11 protein-coding genes are annotated in these 17,399 nt (G+C 71.5%); 8 read left to right on the top strand and 3 right to left on the bottom strand.

The genetic code is table 11. The annotated features are described in order from the left end of the window. The first annotated feature begins 166 nt into the window (after window positions 1-166). From pgi to ACWD0F_RS40350, 3 genes are all read left to right on the top strand, one after another. On the top strand, window positions 167-1,798 hold the full coding sequence (gene pgi, locus ACWD0F_RS40360; RefSeq protein WP_449886259.1) for a glucose-6-phosphate isomerase: 1,632 nt from the start codon (window positions 167-169) through the stop codon (window positions 1,796-1,798). A 1-nt stretch (window position 1,799) separates the two neighbouring features. Next, entirely contained in the window at window positions 1,800-3,257 is a 1,458-nt protein-coding gene (gene zwf / locus ACWD0F_RS40355; protein WP_449886256.1) for a glucose-6-phosphate dehydrogenase, read from the top strand. Window positions 3,258-3,332: 75 nt separating this feature from the next. Next, on the top strand, window positions 3,333-3,695 hold the full coding sequence (locus ACWD0F_RS40350; protein ID WP_449886253.1) for a spore germination protein GerW family protein: 363 nt from the start codon (window positions 3,333-3,335) through the stop codon (window positions 3,693-3,695). 246 nt (window positions 3,696-3,941) lie between these two features. On the opposite strand, the gene ACWD0F_RS40345 is transcribed toward ACWD0F_RS40350, so the two are convergent. The 3 genes from ACWD0F_RS40345 to pulA form a co-directional block, all read right to left on the bottom strand. Further along, complete coding sequence (locus ACWD0F_RS40345; RefSeq protein ID WP_449886250.1) at window positions 3,942-4,664, bottom strand: VIT1/CCC1 transporter family protein; 723 nt, start codon at window positions 4,662-4,664, stop codon at window positions 3,942-3,944. Between the two features lie 339 nt (window positions 4,665-5,003). Beyond that, window positions 5,004-5,651: a hypothetical protein gene (locus ACWD0F_RS40340; protein WP_449886247.1), complete on the bottom strand. Its 648-nt coding sequence runs from the start codon at window positions 5,649-5,651 to the stop codon at window positions 5,004-5,006. Window positions 5,652-5,833: 182 nt separating this feature from the next. After that, on the bottom strand, window positions 5,834-9,394 hold the full coding sequence (gene pulA / locus ACWD0F_RS40335; RefSeq protein WP_449886245.1) for a pullulanase-type alpha-1,6-glucosidase: 3,561 nt from the start codon (window positions 9,392-9,394) through the stop codon (window positions 5,834-5,836). Window positions 9,395-9,711: 317 nt separating this feature from the next. Here pulA and ACWD0F_RS40330 point away from each other — a divergent pair, with 317 nt between their 5' ends. The 5 genes from ACWD0F_RS40330 to ACWD0F_RS40310 all read left to right on the top strand — a co-directional run bounded on the left by ACWD0F_RS40330 (window position 9,712) and on the right by ACWD0F_RS40310 (window position 17,352). Further along, window positions 9,712-11,001 carry an extracellular solute-binding protein gene (locus tag ACWD0F_RS40330; protein WP_449886242.1) on the top strand — a complete coding sequence of 430 codons (1,290 nt, stop codon included), beginning with the start codon at window positions 9,712-9,714 and terminating at the stop codon, window positions 10,999-11,001. Window positions 11,002-11,004: 3 nt separating this feature from the next. Next, on the top strand, window positions 11,005-11,997 hold the full coding sequence (locus tag ACWD0F_RS40325) for a carbohydrate ABC transporter permease (RefSeq protein ID WP_449886240.1): 993 nt from the start codon (window positions 11,005-11,007) through the stop codon (window positions 11,995-11,997). Next, a complete protein-coding gene (locus ACWD0F_RS40320; protein WP_449886238.1) occupies window positions 11,994-12,845 on the top strand; it encodes a sugar ABC transporter permease in 852 nt (283 codons plus the stop codon). The genes ACWD0F_RS40325 and ACWD0F_RS40320 overlap by 4 nt, the downstream gene beginning before the upstream one ends. Window positions 12,846-12,964: 119 nt before the next feature. Next, the gene (locus ACWD0F_RS40315; RefSeq protein ID WP_449886235.1) at window positions 12,965-15,196 is read left to right on the top strand and encodes a hypothetical protein; all 2,232 of its coding nucleotides are present in this window, start codon (window positions 12,965-12,967) and stop codon (window positions 15,194-15,196) included. 62 nt (window positions 15,197-15,258) lie between these two features. Further along, window positions 15,259-17,352 carry a hypothetical protein gene (locus ACWD0F_RS40310; protein ID WP_449886234.1) on the top strand — a complete coding sequence of 698 codons (2,094 nt, stop codon included), beginning with the start codon at window positions 15,259-15,261 and terminating at the stop codon, window positions 17,350-17,352. Window positions 17,353-17,399: the final 47 nt, after the last annotated feature.

Genomic DNA, 17,399 nt, shown 5'->3' with positions numbered 1-17,399 from the left:
CGCGACCTCCTTCCGCATCGGCTCCAGTGGCGGCCACGTGGGCCGGGAATCCCACTGAGCGTTTAAAGACTCGGCTCCGCCATGCGCGGAATCGACCTCCGTGGGTACGGGGTTGCGGGACGATGGGACCGGCTTGATCGGTTTGGCGCTCAGAGGAGGAGAAAACGTGAACGGCGACATCAGCCGGAGCCAGCAGTGGGCGGCTCTGAGCAAGCATCACGAGGAGCTGGCCGGCAGGCATCTACGTGAGCTGTTCGCGGCGGATCCCGGCCGGGCCGACCGCATGACGGTCACCGCCGGCGACCTTTACCTCGACTACGCCAAGCACTGTGCCACCCAGGAGAGCATCGACCTGCTCCTCGCCCTGGCCGAGCACGCGCACCTGCGCGAGCGGATCGAGGCCATGTTCGGCGGCGAGCACATCAACGTCACCGAGGACCGCGCCGTGCTGCACGTCGCGCTCCGCATGCCGCGTGACACCGAGCTCGTCGTGGACGGGCAGGACGTCGTGGCCGACGTGCACGCCGTGCTCGACAAGATGACCGCCTTCGCCGACCGCGTGCGCGGCAAGGAGTGGACGGGCGCCACGGGCCGGCCCATCGAGACCGTGGTCAACATCGGCATCGGCGGCTCCGACCTCGGCCCCGCGATGGCCTACGAGGCGCTGCGCGACTACGCCGACGCCGGGATCGCGGCCAGGTTCGTCTCCAACATCGACCCGGCCGACATCACCGGCGCCCTCGCCGGTCTCGACCCCGCGACCACGCTCTTCGTGGTCAGCTCCAAGACCTTCACCACGCTGGAGACGCTCACCAACGCCCGGGTGGCCCGCCGCTGGCTGGTCGAGGCGCTGGGCGAGGAGGCCGTCTCCCGCCACTTCGTCGCCGTCTCCACCAACGCCGAGAAGGTCGCCGGGTTCGGCATCGACACCGACAACATGTTCGGCTTCTGGGACTGGGTCGGCGGGCGTTACTCCTTCGACGGCGCCATCGGGCTCTCCCTGATGATCGCGATCGGCCCGGAGCGCTTCCGCGAGATGCTCGACGGCTTCCACACCATCGACCAGCACTTCCGCACCACCCCCTTCCACGCCAACATGCCGGTGCTGATGGGCCTGCTCGGCATCTGGTATGCCGACTTCTTCGGCGCCGAGACCCACGCCGTGCTGCCCTACAGCCAGCGCCTGCACCGCTTCCCGGCCTACCTCCAGCAGCTCACCATGGAGTCCAACGGCAAGTCCGTGCGCGCCGACGGCACCCCCGTCGCCGTCGAGACCGGCGAGATCTACTGGGGCGAGCCCGGCACCAACGGCCAGCACGCCTTCTACCAGCTCCTCCACCAGGGCACCCGGCTCGTGCCCGCCGACTTCATCGGCTTCGGCGAGCCCTTCGAGGACCGCGAGGGCATGCACGACGTGCTCTCGGCCAACCTGTTCGCCCAGACGTCGGCGCTGGCCTTCGGCAAGACGGCCGAGGAGGTCGCCGCCGAGGGCACCGCGCCCGAGATCGTGCCGCACAAGGTGATGCCCGGCAACCGGCCCACCTCCACGATCCTCGTCCCCAAGCTGACCCCGTCCACGCTCGGCCAGCTCGTCGCCCTCTACGAGCACATCGTCTTCGTCCAGGGCACGATCTGGGGCATCGACTCCCTGGACCAGTGGGGCGTCGAGCTGGGCAAGAAGATGGCGCTCGACGTGGCGCCCGCGCTCACCTCGGCCGATCCGCCGACCACGTTCCCCGACCCCTCCACCGAGCGGCTGGTGCGCCGATACCGCGAGCTGCGCGGAAGGCGCGTCTGAGATGGCCGCCGGCGACAAGCACGCGGACGGCGGACACCGCCGGGCGCCGGGCGACCAGCACACGAAGGGTCACCGGCACGGCACGGGCGCCGAGCACGCGGGCGCGCTGGTGCTGTTCGGCATCACCGGCGACCTCGCGCGCAAGATGCTCCTGCCCGCCCTCTACCACCTCACCGCCGACAGCCGGCTCGACCTGCCGATCATCGGCGTGGCCAAGACCGACATGGACCTCGACGGGCTGCGCGCGTTCGCCCGCGAGGCCTGCGGCGGCGCCGAGGACGCGGCGTTCGAGAAGCTGGCGGGCAACCTGCGGCTGGTCGCCGGCGACTACCGCGACCCGGCGACGTTCGACCGGCTCCGCGAGGAGGTGGCGGACAAGGGCTTCCTCGTGCACTATCTCGCGGTGCCGCCGTTCCTGTTCTCCGTCGTCGCCGAGGGGCTGGCGGGGGCCGGGCTCCACCATGACGCCCGCCTCGTCGTGGAGAAGCCGTTCGGGCAGGACCTCGACTCCGCGCGCAAGCTCAACGACGAGCTGCTCGAATACTTCGACGAGGACCATCTGCGGCGGGTCGACCACTTCCTGGGCAAGGAGCCGGTCGAGGACCTGATGGTCTTCCGCTTCGCCAACACGCTGCTGGAGCCCATCTGGAACCGCAACCACGTCCGCAGCGTGCAGATCACCATGGCCGAAGACTTCGACGTGCGTGGCCGGGGCGCCTTCTACGACGCCACCGGCACCATCCGCGACGTCGTCCAGAACCACCTGCTCCAGCTCCTGGCCATCCTCGCCATGGACCCGCCGCCGTCCAAGGACGCCCGCGCCCAGCTCGACGAGAAGTGGCGGGTGCTGCGCGCGGTCCAGGCCATCAACCCCGCCGACGTCATACGCGGCCAATACGCCGGCTATCTCGACACCGACGGCGTCCGCCCCGGCTCCACCACCGAGACCTACGTCGCCCTGCGCGCCTACATCGACAACTGGCGGTGGGCGGGCGTGCCCTGGTGCATCCGCTCCGGCAAGGGCCTGCCGACCACCGACCTGGAGATCGTCGCCGAGCTGCGCAGACCGCCGGTGACCATGTTCGGCGGCGAGGGCGGCGCGCCGCCCGGCCCCAACCTCATCCGGTTCCGGCTGCAGCCCGACGCCGGGGTGACGTTCGACCTGCTGGCCAAGGAGCCCGGCAGGCAGCACACCAGGCCCGTGCCGGTGAGCGTCGACTTCACCAAGGTGCTCGGGCCGATGGAGGCCGCCTACGAGCGCGTCCTGACCGACGCCATCAGCGGCGATCCGCGCAGGTTCGCCAGGTTCGACCTGGTGGAGGAGTCGTGGCGGATCGTGCAGCCGGTGCTCGACCTGACGGACCAGCCGTTGCCGTACGAGAAGGGGGCCTGGGGCCCGGACCCGGCGGCGAAGATCGCGCCGGGCGGCTGGCACGAGATCTCCACCACCTTCGACTGACCTCCCCCACGGCTTACGCCTCGGTCGGGCTCGGCCGAAGTGGCCAGGCGGGCGATCCGGGGTCACGATGGGCTCATGAACTTCATGGAGCTGGTGGAACGGTCAAAGGACGCCGCGACCGTCAAACGCGTCTTCGGCGAGCCGATTCAGCACGGTGACATCATCGTCATCCCCGTGGCCAAGATCGGCCAAGGGGGCGGCGGGGGCCAGGGCTCGATCAAGGGCGAGAAGGGCGAGGAAGGGGAGCAGGCGGGCGGTGGCGGCGGGTTCGGCTTCGGCGCGAGTCCCGCCGGCGTGTACATCTTGAAGAACGGCGACGCTCATTGGCGGCCCGCCGTAGACGTCAACCGCATCGTCCTGGGCGGCCAGTTCGTGGCCGTCGTCCTGCTGCTGACCCTGCGCGCCATCTTCAAGAAGCGCCGCGGGCGCAGGCGCTGACCAACCCCCGCTCGCCCCCGGCGATGGCGTTCCTCGTGGTCAAGGTGGTTCGGCGCGGTCTACCTGCGCCACCTCGGAGTCGAGGCGCTGCGCAAGGGGGCGAGCTCCAGCTCGATTCGCCTGATGTGTGCCGACCGCGGCGTGCGCCGACCGTGGTGTGCGCCGACCGCGGTGTGTGTGTGCCGATCGCGGTCCGGCAGGACGTGAGGAGACCGCCGGCGATCGTCGCGGCCTCGAATGTGCAGCTTAGGAGACGGTTACGCCCAGTAGGTGGCCCAGGCCGAAGGTGACGGCCGCGGCTCCGACGCCCAGCGCGAGCTGGCGCAGACCGCCCAGCCACCATGGCCGCGCCGTCATCACCGCCACCACGGCACCGAACCCGAACAACGCCAGCACGCTCACCAGCAGGGCCAGCATCAGCCCGGACGCCCCGAACAGGAACGGCGCCAGCGGGACCAGCGCCCCGGCCGCGAACGCGCCGAACGAAGAGGCGGCGGCCAGCCGGGGCGAGGGCAGATCGTCGAGATCCACCCCCAGCTCCTCGCGAACGTGCACCCGCAACGCCTGCTCGGGATCGGCCGACAACCCTTCGGCCACCCGCTGCGCCAGGTCGGCGTCGAGGCCCCGCGCCCGGTAGAGCGCGGCCAGCTCCGCCTGCTCGCCCTCGGGGTTGCGGGCCAGCTCGCGCCGCTCCACCGCGATCTCGGCCCGCATCAGCTCGGTCTGCGACTTCACGGAGGTGTACTCGCCGGCCGCCATGGAGCACGCTCCGGCGATCAGTCCCGCGAACCCCGCCAGTACGGCACCCTGCCCGGCGCCCGCCGCCCCGACGACTCCGGCGATCAACGCGAAGTTGGACACGAGCCCGTCCATCGCCCCGAACACCACCGGCCGAAGCCAGCCGCCGGTGACGTCCCGGTGGCTGTGGTGCTTCTCGGGGGAGTACGGCCGGGCGAGCTCGATGGTCATGCATTTCCTCCAGTTACGAGCGACTCGTCAGGAAATTTACGCATTTGCCCGAAGATCCGCAACGAAGGAGAGGCTTGCCTGAACTGCGAAAAGGCCAACGGGTAACGGAGCGCGTACTGGTTGGCGGGGAGAGGAAACGGTTAGTGGCCGCATGGACGGACGCCCCAGCGAGCGGTGCCTCGTCTGCGACGCGCAGCCTGAAGCGGCGCGCGCGACCAGCACGAGCGCCGCAGAGGCGTCAGCCCCTCAGGCCGAGGGGCCTCAGCCCGTCGGACAGGTCGGACAGGTCGGACAGGGGCCAGGTGGACGACCCGGGTGGCCGGGGCGGGTTGTGGGTGTTCAGGCGTGGATCGGGGCCGGGGCGACGGGCGAGTCGCTGGGCGTCGAGCCGTTGATCAAGGCGTCGCAGTCGGCGATCGCCCCCTCCAGCAGCCTGCGCAGCAACGCGTCCGGCTCCGGGATGCACGCCTGTACGATCCCCACCACCGAAAGCTGCACCGCGTTCGGCGCCGCGTACCGGCGGAAGCCCTTCTCCGTGATCCGGGCCGCGCGGCTGAAGCGCCTGGCCTGTTCGGCCGCGTGCGGCACTTCTTCCATGGCGCGCCGGCTCGCCTCGCCGAGCCGCCCCGGCGGCGCCCCGTCGAGCCGGGCCAGCATCTCCTCCGCCGCGAGCACCGACACCGCGAGCGCGAGCTGGCGCTCGGCCGCCGACACCGGCAGGGCCGTGGTGGCGCAGCGCAGCGCGATGCGCGCGTCGACCCGCAGGTCGTCGCTGGACAGCCCGATGATGGACGGTACGAGGTGGACGAGCTGGGCGCGGCTGGTGTCGTTGGTGTTGTCGTTGACCAGGCGGGCGAGTGCGGCCAGCAACGGATGCGTGCAGGCCGGATGGTCGCTCCACCGCTCCCCGGCCAGGTAGGAGGCCAGTTCCATGAAGCAGGCGCCGCGTTTCGGGTTGCGATGCCTGCCGCGGGACAGGACCGGCATGTGATCAAGGTGATTGTCCACAGTAGCTCCACTGCTCCACGTGATCGCCGTCTCTCCAGTCTGCGCTGTTGTACCCGCCAGCGCCAGGGATAAGTGTCCATTTGTCCTGAGCGTCCCGCTGGCATCCTTTCTGTCCATTTTTGGTCGTCCGTAATGCCGGGGAAGGGCTCGACCATAGGGCCTCATGACGCGACGAAGACCGAAACCGTACGGGCGGGAACGGTCAGCGTTCCGGTGGCGGCGTCGAACGACGACTGCCGCACCACCGGGTCGTCGGACCCGGCCTGGACGGGATGCAGCGACACCTCCCGCCCCACCAGCGACTCCATCACCTGCGTACGGACCGACGGCGTCGCGTTGAAGACGACGGTGACCGACGTCCACCGGAGGCCCACCGGATCAAGGCCCGCCGTGTCCACGTGCATGGCGATCACGCCCTCGGCCGAGGCGGGGAACGTCAGCCGCCGTCCCACCTCCTCCGCCGACCCCAGCGCGAACGCCGGCGACGACGTCCTGATCCGCAACAACTCCTGGTAACGGGCCCGGGCGGCGTTGATCGCGGAGCAGTCCGGCCGCAGCGCCGGATCCGCCAGCAGCGGCCTGGCGTAGGGCCACCTGGCCTCGTTGTCCGCCCTCGTCGGCAGGCCCGAGCCGAAGCCGTTGCCCGCCGCGCAGTCCCACAGCAGCCGGTTGAACCAGTCGCCGGAGTCGTAGGAGTTACGATCCAGGGACTTCGACCGCAACCGCTCGCTGCCCGCGTGCACGAACGTCGTCCCCTGCGCCAGCACCGCCGTGGCCAGCGACAGCGCCTGCATGCGCACCCGGTCGGCCATCGGCGTCGCCTGCGGCAGCTTGTACGCCAGCGCGTCGAACAGCGTCTCGTTGTCGTGCGCGTCCACGTACGTCACCGACTCGGCGGGCGCGGACGTGTAGCCCGCGGGCGAGCCGTTGTAGTCGATCTCCGAACCCTTCCGGCCCGACGGCAGCACGTAGTCGCGCAGGTGCCCGGTCAGTCCCACCCTGATCAGGTCCGTGTAGTGCGCCAGCCGGGCCCGCTGCTGCTCGGGCGTGCCGTTGGCCGGGGAGCCGTTGGGCGCGCCCGCCAGGCCGGAGCCGAATCCCTGCACCCGCGGATCGTCGTCGAAGGGGCTGCCGCCGCGTACCGCGTCCCGCAGCCGGTCGCTGAAGGTGCCGATCCCGGTCCCGGCCATGTTCTCCTGCGTGGCCTGCTCGAACCGGGCGCCGGAGGCCACCTCGCCGAAGTTCCAGCCCTCGCCGTACAGGATGATCGCTCTGCCGTCCACGCCGTCGCCGGCCGGGGTGAGCGCGTCGAGGGCCGCGCGGACGGCGAGGATGTTCGCCTTCGGGTGGTGTCCCATGAGGTCGAAGCGGAAGCCGTCGACCTTGTACTGCCTGGCCCACGTGACGAGCGAGTCGACGACCAGTTTGCCCATCATGGTGTGCTCGGGGGCGGTGTTGGCGCAGCAGGTGGACGTGGCGATCGTCCCGTCGTCCAGCAGCCGGTGGTAGTAGCCGGGCACGATCGGGTCAAGCACGCCGGTGGAGTACGTGTGGTTGTAGACGACGTCCATCACCACGCGCAGCCCGGCCTGGTTCAGCCCGGCCACCATGCCGCGGAACTCCCTGGTCCGTTCGTCCGGCTCGGTCGCGTACGAGCCCTCGGGCACCGTGTAGTGCAGCGGGTCGTACCCCCAGTTGAAGGCGTCCTTCGCGGCCGTGCGCGCCACGCACTCCTGCTGCCGCTCGGAGTCGGGAGGCAGCGCGGCCAGGTCGCAGCCGGGCTCGGCGCGGTCGGCCGCCCGCTCCGGGATCGTCGCGATGTCGAACACCGGCAGCAGATGCACGTGCGTCAGCCCGGCCGCGGCGAGCGCGCGCAATTCCCGCATCCCGGCGGAGTCGCCGCCGAAGGCGGTGTACGTGCCGCGCCGCCCGGCCGGGACGGTCGCGTCGGAGGCGGAGAAGTCGCGCACGTGCAACTCGTAGATGGACGCCCGCTCCTGGGGCACGGGCGCGGGCTTGGCCAGCCGGTCCCAGCCGGGGGGCTTCTGCGCGGCGGCGTCCAGGTCGACGAGCCTGCTGCGCACGCCGTCCACGGTCACGGCCACGCTGTAGGGGTCCGTCACCTCGTTCGTGACGATCTTGCCGTCCCTGGGGGAGTAGACCGTGACGAGGTAGGTGTACTGGCAGCCCTGCCACGAGGGCGGGCCCTGCGCGGACCAGACGCCGGTCTCGTCGTCACGCCGCATGGGATGCACGGCGGGCGCCCCGGCACTGCCCGGGGCGGCGCCCGGGAAGGCGGTGCTGTGCGTGGGGGCGTCGGCGGCGTAGAGGGCGACGTCGACTCGTTGCGCCGTGGGTGCCCACAGGGACAACTTCGTGCCTTCGGGGCCGAGGGCCGCTGTGGCCGCCTTGGCGTACAGGTCGTCGAGCACGCCCGGAATCTGCACGCCCGTCGCCGCCACCAGCGCCCCGGCGGCGTCCCGCGCCACCGCCGCCACCTGGCCGCGCAGCGCCTCGCGCACCAGGCCGGCGTCCCGCGGGTCCACCTTGAGCGCGGTGCAGGAGGCCAGGTGCGGCCACGTGCGCCGCTGCGCGTCGCTCAGCGTGCCGGGGGACAGCCGGATGAGCCGCAGGTCGCCGGTCAGGTCGCCCTTGTCGCAGGCGAGGTCGCCCTTGGCGCTGAAGGCGAGGGTGTGGTGGAGCGACGGCGGCACCCGCCACGCAACCGTGTCGCGGTCGATCCAGTGGGCCTTCGCCTTGGCCAGGTCGGCGTCCGCGCCCGTGGCCGGCGGTTGCGGCAGCAGGTGGCCCTCGGTGCCGCCCAGCCGCCAGATCTCGTGGCCGGAGCGGGCGAGGTCCAGAAGCTGGTCGCCCGGCAGGTCCCGGTCGTCGCCGTGGTGGATGACATAACTCAGGCTCTTCGCCCCCTCGGCGAGCGGCACGCGGAACACTGCCCCGAAGCCGTCGGCGCCCGACGGCCGCACGGGGGAGGTCCATGCGGTCGGCTCGGCCGCGCCGCCCCACACGTGCATCCCCCAGGAGTCGTCATTCCCGTCTGAGCGGCGGTAATGCAGGACGACGGCGTTCTCGGCCGCGGCTCCGCTCCGGTGGATCGCCGCCACGCCGGAGTTCACGTACGCCTCCGGCTGCGCGGCCGGGATCACGTACTGGTCGGCGCCGGGGTCCTTGACGCCGCCCTGGTGGATGAGGAAGTGCAGCGGCACCGCCGGGTTCTTCAGCGGCACCCGCCAGAACGCCCCGCGCGCGTCGGCGCCGTCCGGTGGGCGCGGGCTCGCCCACTCCGTCGCCACGCCGTCGGCGATCGCGTCGCCCCACAGATGCAGGCCCCATCCGGCGTACGCCCCGTCGGGCCGGTGGTAGCGGACCGTGGCGAAGCCGTCCGCGGCGGCCCTGGAGGCGAACGTGTCCGCCTGGCCGGCCGCCACCCAGATCTCGCCCGTCCGCGCGGGATCGACCATCCGGTCGCCGCCGTCCTTCTCATCGCCCTGGTGCGCGATGACGCCGACGCTGGTGGCGCCCGGCTTGAGCCTGATCCAGGCGAAGCGGCCATAGGCGTCCTCGCCCTCCAGGGCCAGCGGCGCGCTCCACCGCGTGGGGCTCTCGACGTCGCCCCAGACGTGCAGGCCCCAGCCGTCGTAGCCGGCCCGCCGGTAGTGCACCACCAGCCAGTCGCGCCGGACCACGCCCGCCGAGTCCTTCACCACTGCCTTGTACGCGATTTTCGTCCCGCCAGCTAGCCCCGCACGTCATGAAATATCCGGCAACGTCGTCCGCGGTACGCGTCGCCCGCCCCGGCGCGACTCCGCACCCGGCGGCGGGATCGACACCCCAGTCCCGTGCTGCCCGGAAGTTACGCACCCTCCCCCGGCTTTGCAACAATTTCAGGAAATTACTGCAAGTGCGCCCGGATTCAATGTAACAACTTGCAGAAACCTGACGCCTCCATCTACCCGTCAGCGTCACGTCGGCGTAACGTCCGGCTTACTCCAACCTCTGATCGAGCTGTGAGGAGAAGGACATGCGACGACATTTATCAGCCGCAGCAGTCGCCGCGGCCATCACTTTGGCAGTCTCCGCCTGTGGCGGCGGCAGCGGTGAGACCGCCGCTCCGGCCCCGTCGGTCTCGGACCCGTCGAAGATCACCGGCGAGCTCACCTGGTGGGACACGACCCGGCCGGACAGTGAGGGCCCGACGTTCCAGGCCCTGATCAAGGAGTTCGAGACCGCGTACCCCGGCGTCAAGGTCAAGTACGTGAACGTGCCGTCGGACCAGGCACAGAGCCAGTTCCAGACGGCCGCGCAGGCGGGATCGGGCGCGCCGGACGTGATCCGTTCCGAAGTGGCCTGGACGTCGCAGTTCGCGTCGCTGGGCTATCTGCAGCCGCTGGACGGCTCCCGGGCGGTGGACCAGTCGGAGGATTTCCTGGCCGGCCCGCTGAGCAGCACGAAGTACGACGGTAAGACCTATGCCGTGCCTCAGGTGACCGACACGCTGGCGTTGATCTACAACAAGCGGCTGCTGAAGGAGGCCGGCCACACCGAGGCGCCCAAGACCATCGCTGAGCTGAAGCAGACCGCCCTTGACGTCAAGGCCAAGACCGGCGCGGCGGGGCTGGCGCTCAACGTCGACTCCTACTTCTTGTTGCCGTTCATCTATGGCGAGGGCGGCGACCTGCTGGACGTGGCGAACAAGAAGATCGTGGTGAACTCGCCGGCGAACGTGAAGGCGATCGAGACGGTGTCGGACCTGATCACCTCGGGCGCCGCGCCGAAACCCGCCACCACCGAGAGCTACGCCAACGCGATGACCGCCCTCAAGGAGGGCAAGGCCGCGATGATCTACAACGGCCCGTGGGCGCTGTCGGAGATCTACCAGGGCAAGGAGTTCAAGGACAAGGCCAACCTGGGCATCGCGCCGGTCCCGGCGGGCTCGGCCAAGGCGGCGGCCCCCACCGGCGGCTGGAACCTGGCGATCTACGCCGGATCGAAGAACATCCCCGCCGCCTACGAGTTCGTCCGCTTCATGACCACGGCCCAGGCGCAGGCGAAGATCGCCAAGGAGATCAGCCTCCTGCCCACCCGCACCTCCGCCTACGCCAACCCCGACGTCCAGGGCAACGCCGACGTCGCGGTCTTCAAGCCGATCATGGACACGGCGGTGCCGCGGCCGTGGATCCCCGAGGGCGGCCAGCTCTTCCAGCCGCTGCTGGAGGGCTACCAGTCGCTGGTGGGCGGCAAATCGGCGCCCGCCGACATGCTCAAGAAGGTGGATGAGCAGTACCACGGGATCATGAAGGGCTGGAGCTGACCCGTGGCGGTCTCGACCGGAGCGGCGCCGGCCGCGGGTGACACCCGCGGCCGGAGCCGCCGCCACGACAGGCCGGGCCGGGTGCGCCGCGCCCTGAGCACGCACTGGTACGCCTGGGCGATGATCACCCCGGTGGTCCTCGTGATGCTGGTGCTGATCGGCTGGCCCCTGGTGCGCGGGATCTACCTGTCGCTCACGGACGCCACCGAGGGCAACATCGGCCGCACGATCGGGCAGAACGTCATCCCGTCCACCTACGAGTTCATCGGCCTGGGCAACTACGTCGAGATCCTGACCAGCAGCGTCTTCTGGGACAAGCTGCTCTGGACGGTGCTCTGGACGGTCGTGTGCGTGGCCGCCCACTACGGCATCGGCCTCGGCCTGGCCGTCATGCTCAACCGCGAGATGCGCCTGCGCTCGCTCTACCGGGTGCTGCTGATCTTGCCCTGGGCGGTGCCGGCGTTCGTGGCCGCCTTCATCTGGCGCTACCTCTACAACAGCGACTACGGCGTGATCAACGGCTTCCTCAAGCTGGCCGGGCTGTCCGGGGTGGGCTGGCTGGACGACCCCACCACGGCGAAGATCGCGGTGATCGTGGTGAACGTGTGGATCGGCGTGCCGTTCATGATGGTCGCCCTGCTGGGCGGGCTGCAGTCGATCCCGGCCGAGCTCTACGAGGCGGCCGAGGTGGACGGCGCCTCCCCCTGGCAGCGCTTCAGGGCGATCACGCTGCCCGGGCTGCGCCAGGTGTCGAGCACCGTGGTGCTGCTGGGCACGATCTGGACGTTCAACATGTTCCCCATCATCTTCCTGGTCACCAGGGGCGGGCCGGGCAGCGAGACGGAGATCCTGGTCACCTACGCCTTCCGCGAGGCGTTCGAGGGCATCCGCAACTACTCCGGCTCGGCGGCCTGGGGCGTGATCATCCTGCTCATGCTGGTCGTCCTCGCCGTCGGCTACCGCCGTACCCTGCGCAATCAAGGAGACCCCTGGTGACCCGCACGTCCCGCCGGCGCGGCGAGCGCGGCCCGCTGGCCTCGATCGGCCTGCACGCCGGGCTGCTGCTCGCGGTGGCCGTCTCGCTGTTCCCGATCGTCTGGCTGGTGCTGACCTCGCTCAAGCCGCGCGACGCCTGGCTCTCGGCCGAGTTGCGGCTGTTCAACCAGACCTCGCTCGACAACTACGTCCGCGTGCTGACCGAGAGCGCCTTCCCGAAGTGGCTGCTCAACAGCGTGCTGACGGCCGGGCTGACCATGGTGGCGGGCGTCTTCCTGGCCGCGACCACCGGCTACGCGGTCTCCCGGTTCCGCTTCCCCGGCCATCGCGGGGTCATGTGGCTGCTGCTGATCACCCAGATGTTCCCGGTCGCCATCCTGATCGTGCCGCTGTACAACCTGATGGCCGGGCTCGGGCTGCTGAACCAGATCCCCGGCCTGGTGATCGCGTACATGACGATCGCGGTGCCGTTCTGCGCCTGGATGATGAAGAGCTACTTCGACACCGTGCCGATCGAGATCGACCAGGCGGGGATGGTGGACGGGCTGACGCCGTTCGGCGCCTTCTGGCGTGTCGTGCTGCCGCTGTCGCGGCCCGGGATCGCGGTCACCGCGTTCTACTGCTTCATGACCGCCTGGGGTGAGGTCGGGTACGCCACCGTGTTCATGATCGGCGACGACCAGCGCACGCTCGGCGCGGGGCTGCAGCAGTTCATCGGGCAGCACTGGTCGGACTGGGGGCTGATGACCGCCTCGGCGGTGCTGATCGCCATCCCCGCGGGCGCCGTCTTCCTCCTCGTCCAGCGCCACCTCGTCACCGGCCTGACCGCCGGCGCCACGAAGGCGTAGACCGCCGGCGTATGACGGCCGTCCCCGCAGCCATGACCAGGCGCGATGGCGAAGATCTCACATGAGAGTAACCGTTTAATTACTGTACGTAGCCATGGTCTTGGTCAGATCATGGTCACATGGACGGATTCATCGACGAGACCTGTGCGGGCGTGACCGAGTTGCGCGTGCACGGCGTCTCGGGCAGCCCGCCGGCCGGCATGCTCAACCATCCGCATCCCCGCCTGGTCGCCGGCGACGGCACCACCGGGTTCTACCGGCGCTGGTGGGCCGGCGGGAGGCCGACGGGCGACCAGGCGGACGTGCCGGGCGTCCGCCACCGGGAGGCCTACGCCTGGGGCAAGCTCACCTCCGGCGGCAGGACGATCGCGTTGTGGTTGCTCCTGCTGCCGTTCTCGCTGGCCAACCTGTCCTATTTCATGCTGCCGAGACCGGCGGCCGGGGTCCGGCTGCGGCACACGATCGAGGCGGCGCAGCGGCTGTTCGGCCTGCTGCTCACCGGGATCCTCATCGGCGCCGTCACCAGGGCGAGCGTCGATCTCATCGGCTGGCAGTGCACCGCCGCGGGCCGGGCCTGCACCTATGAGACGGCGTCGGTGTGGGTGCGCTGGCTGGGCACGATGTGGGGCGGCGAGCCGTCGAAGCGGCTGGCGATCACCGCGCTCGTGCCGCTGATGGTCGTCGTCCTGCTGTGGTGGGCCGCCCGGCGCACCTGGCACCGTGACGAGCGGACGGTCGCCCCGTCCGACTTCGCCGCGCGGAGCGGCCCGCTGCTGGCGCGGTCGCGCCTGTGGCACGGCGGCGCGCCGGTGTGGCGGCTGCGGGTGGTGCACGTCAGCTTCTCGATCGCCTCCATCGGGCTGGCGGTGTCCGCCCCGTTCGCCGGCGGCCCCGCCGGGCTCGTCCTGACCGTGGCCAACGGGGGCGTCCAGCTCGCCACCGTCGTGCTGGTGGTGCTGCCGTGCCTGGCCCGGCGGGTGGATCCGCGCCCCGGAGAGCGGGTCCCGGTCTGGCCCACGTTCGCCTGCCAGGTGCTGCGGGTGGCGGCGCCGCTGGTGTTCCTGGCCACGATCGTGCTGGCGCTGGCCGGGATGCCGGCCACCTCGACCGTGCGGCACCTTCCCGGCGCCGGTTTTGGAGCGTTCCAGTTCGTGCTCACGCTGGGGATCGGGCTGTTCATCCTGGTGGCCACCTGCGTGCTGGCCCGCATGGACCGGCGCGAGGGGGATCCGCTGGAGCGGCGGGCGATGGGCGGGGCGGCCGCCTGGTTCGTGCTGATGGTGGCCGCGGGCAGCGCGAACGTGCTGGCGCTCGGCCTGCTGTTCTGGACGGCCACGTTCTTCGGCGTGCCGGGCACCTCCGCCGACCCGGGGCCGGTCGGTCACAAGCTCTACCTCGACGATCCGATCTGGTGGACGGCCGCCCTGGTGCCGCTGATCGCCGTGGGGCTCGCCGCCCTGGCGGTCGCCCTCTACGTGATCCGGCGGCGGGTCGCGGCCCGGCTCGCCCCGGAGCTGAAGCCCTGCTACGGCCAGCGTGACGACGCCGCCGCCGTCGCCGGGATCTGGGCGCTCGCCTCGCTCACCGACCGCGCCGGGCTCGTGCTGGGGGTGCTCACCGGCATCGGGGTGACCGGGTTCGCCGCGGTGACCGTGATCTACCGGTTCGAACTGTTCACCCCGGACGGCGGGGTCGGCGGGCTGCTCGCCACCATGGGGAGCTGGGCCATGACGGCGATCGCCGTGGGGCTGGTGCTGCTCGGCCGCCGCACGTACAGCGACACCGGGCTGCGCAGGACCGTCGGGATCCTGTGGGACGTCTGCACGTTCTGGCCCCGGGCCATTCATCCGCTCTCGCCGCCCTGCTACACCGAGCGCGTCATCCCCGAGCTGATCGCCCGGGTCGGCACGCTGGCCGCGACCGACCGCGACGAGGTCGTGCTGTCCGGGCACAGCCAGGGCAGCGTCATCGTCGCCGCGCTGGTGCCGCAGCTCGGGCCCGAGCTGCGGCGGCGCGTGCGGCTGCTCACCCACGGCTCGCCGCTGCGCCGCCTGTACGCCGCGTACTTCCCCGCCTACTTCGGCACGGCCGGGCTGGCGGCGGTGCGGGAGGCCGTCCCCTGGTACAACCTCTACCGGCTCAGCGATCCCATCGGCGGCCCCGTCTTCGCGCGCACCGACCCGCTCGCCGCCGCCGACCAGCGGGCGGGGGTGGACCTGTTCTGCTGGGATCCGCCCAGGCCCCGCCTCGGCGAGCCGCTGCCGGAGGCGCACTGGCACTCCGACTACTGGCTCTGCCCGCCCTACGACGAGGCGCTGGAGCGGCTGATCACCGTCAAACCCGCCGCCTGAGCCGCCCCGGCGTGTAGGGTTTCGGGCGTTTCCCAACAAGCGGGGGGTCGACGGTGCGGTGGGTGCTGCTCTTCCTGGCGGTTCCGGCTCTGTGGTGGGGGGCCTCGCCCGCGCGGGCGGTCCAGGAGGACGCCGGGGGACGGGTGGCGTTCATCGGGGTGCCGGGACTGATGTGGGCGGACGTCGACCCCGCCGGCACACCCCACCTGTGGCGGCTGGCCGGGCAGAGCGGGCTCGGGTCCGTGTCGGTCAAGGCCGTCGGCACCGTGACCTGCCCGTACGACGGCTGGCTGACCGTGTCGTCCGGGGTGCGCGCGGCCGTGGGGCACCGGTGCGGGCTGCCGCCCGAGCCGGTCACGCGGGGACAGGGCGCCGTCGTTCCCCAGGTCGGCGAGTTGTCGCGGACCACCGACGGCGCCTACGCCGGCGCGCTCGGGACGGCCGTGCACGCCGCCGGGCAGTGCACAGCCGCCGTCGGGAGAGGGGCCGCGCTGGCCCTGGCCGACCGGGAGGGCAAGGTCGACCTCTACGCCGGCGAGCTGGACGGGCTGGCCGACTGGTCGTCCTGCCGGGTGCTGGCCGTGGACGTCGCCACGCTGGTCGAGCCGTACCTGGTGGACGACCGGCTGCCGCAGGAGGCCGAGCCGATCGCCGCGGAGCGGCGCCGGGCGCTGGCCCGCCAGGCCGACGCCCAGGTGGGCGCGGCGCTGGCCAAGCTGCCCGCGGACACCGAGATCGTGCTCGCCGGGATCGGCGACCACGGCGCCGTGCCGCACCTGCGGGTGGCGATGTGGCGGCGCGCGGGCGCGGCCGCCCCCGCGACCGGCGCGGTCTCCGGGCCGTCCATCGGCGCGAACTCGACCCGGCGCGCGGACATCGTGGTGCTGCCCGACATCACGCCCACGATCCTGACCGCCGCCGGCATCGCCACGCCCGCGACCATGATCGGGCTGCCGTGGCGGCTCGGCGACCCGACCACCCCCGCCGACCTGCGCAGGGACGACCTGGCGGGGACCACCGTGCGCGGGGCGACCGGGATCTTCTTCACCGCCTTCGCGATCGTCCAGGTGGCCTTCTACGCCCTCGCCTACCTCCTGCTCTCCCGGCGGCGGCGGCTCGGCGCGATCGGGGTCGCCGCCATCGTGCTCGCCTCGGTGCCCGTCTCGACGTACGTGGTGAACCTGCTGCCGTGGGAGCGCGGCCCGTACCCGGTGGTGACCCTCGTCGGCGGGGTGCTCGGGTGCACGGCCGTCATCGCCTGCGCCGCGCTGCTCGGCCCGTGGCGGCGCGACCCGCTCGGGCCGCCCGCCGCCGTGGCCGCGACCACCGCCGCCGTCCTGGTCGGCGACCTGCTGACCGGGACGACGCTGCAGTTCGACAGCCTGATGGGCTACACGGCCGTGGTCGGCGGGCGCTACTACGGGCTGGCGAACATCCCGTTCGCGCTGCTGGCCACCGCCGTGCTCATGGGCACGGCCGTCGCGGCGGAGCACCTGGTGCGCGCCGGGCGCCGGCGCGCCGCCGTGGCCGGGGTGGCGGGGCTCGGGGTGACCGCGATGTTGCTGGCGGGCTGGCCCGGCATCGGCAGCGACTTCGGCGGCGTGATCGCGTTCGTGCCCGGCATCGCCGTCACCGCGCTGCTCGTCGCGGGGCAGCGGGTCTCGATCGTGAAGCTGGCCGGGTTCTGCGTGCTGGGCGGGGTCGCGGTGTCGGTGATCGCGGTGTTCGACCACCTGCGTCCGCCGCAGTCGCAGACGCACCTGGGCAGGTTCGCCGGGCAGGTGGCCGACGGGACCTTCCTGCCGATGATCGGGCGCAAGCTGGGCGCCATGCTGCACACCATGCTCTCGCCGAACCTCATGCCGATCGTCATCGCCGGCCTGGCCTTCCTGATCTTCGCGGTGCTGCGGCCGGGGCAGATCAGCGCGGGCATCGTGCCGCGGGCGTTCGCGCGGGCGCCCATGTTGCGGGCGGGGCTCATCGGGGCGCTGGTCAGCGGCGTGGTCGGCATGCTGGTCAACGACTCGGGCACCGCCGTGCTGTCCATGGCGGTGGCGCTGGCGGTGCCGCTGGTGCTGTACGCCGGGGTGCGCTCACCGGAGGAGGACGAGCCCCTCGGGAACGCAAGCGTGGTCGCCAGGGCGACGTCGTCGTGAGCTAGGGGCGGGACGCGCACGATCTGAAATTATCTTTTAGTTCACTC

Source organism: Nonomuraea sp. NPDC002799, from assembly GCF_053592075.1.
The sequence above is the reverse complement of the archived record's forward strand: the minus strand, read 5'-3'. Positions and strand labels throughout refer to the sequence as shown.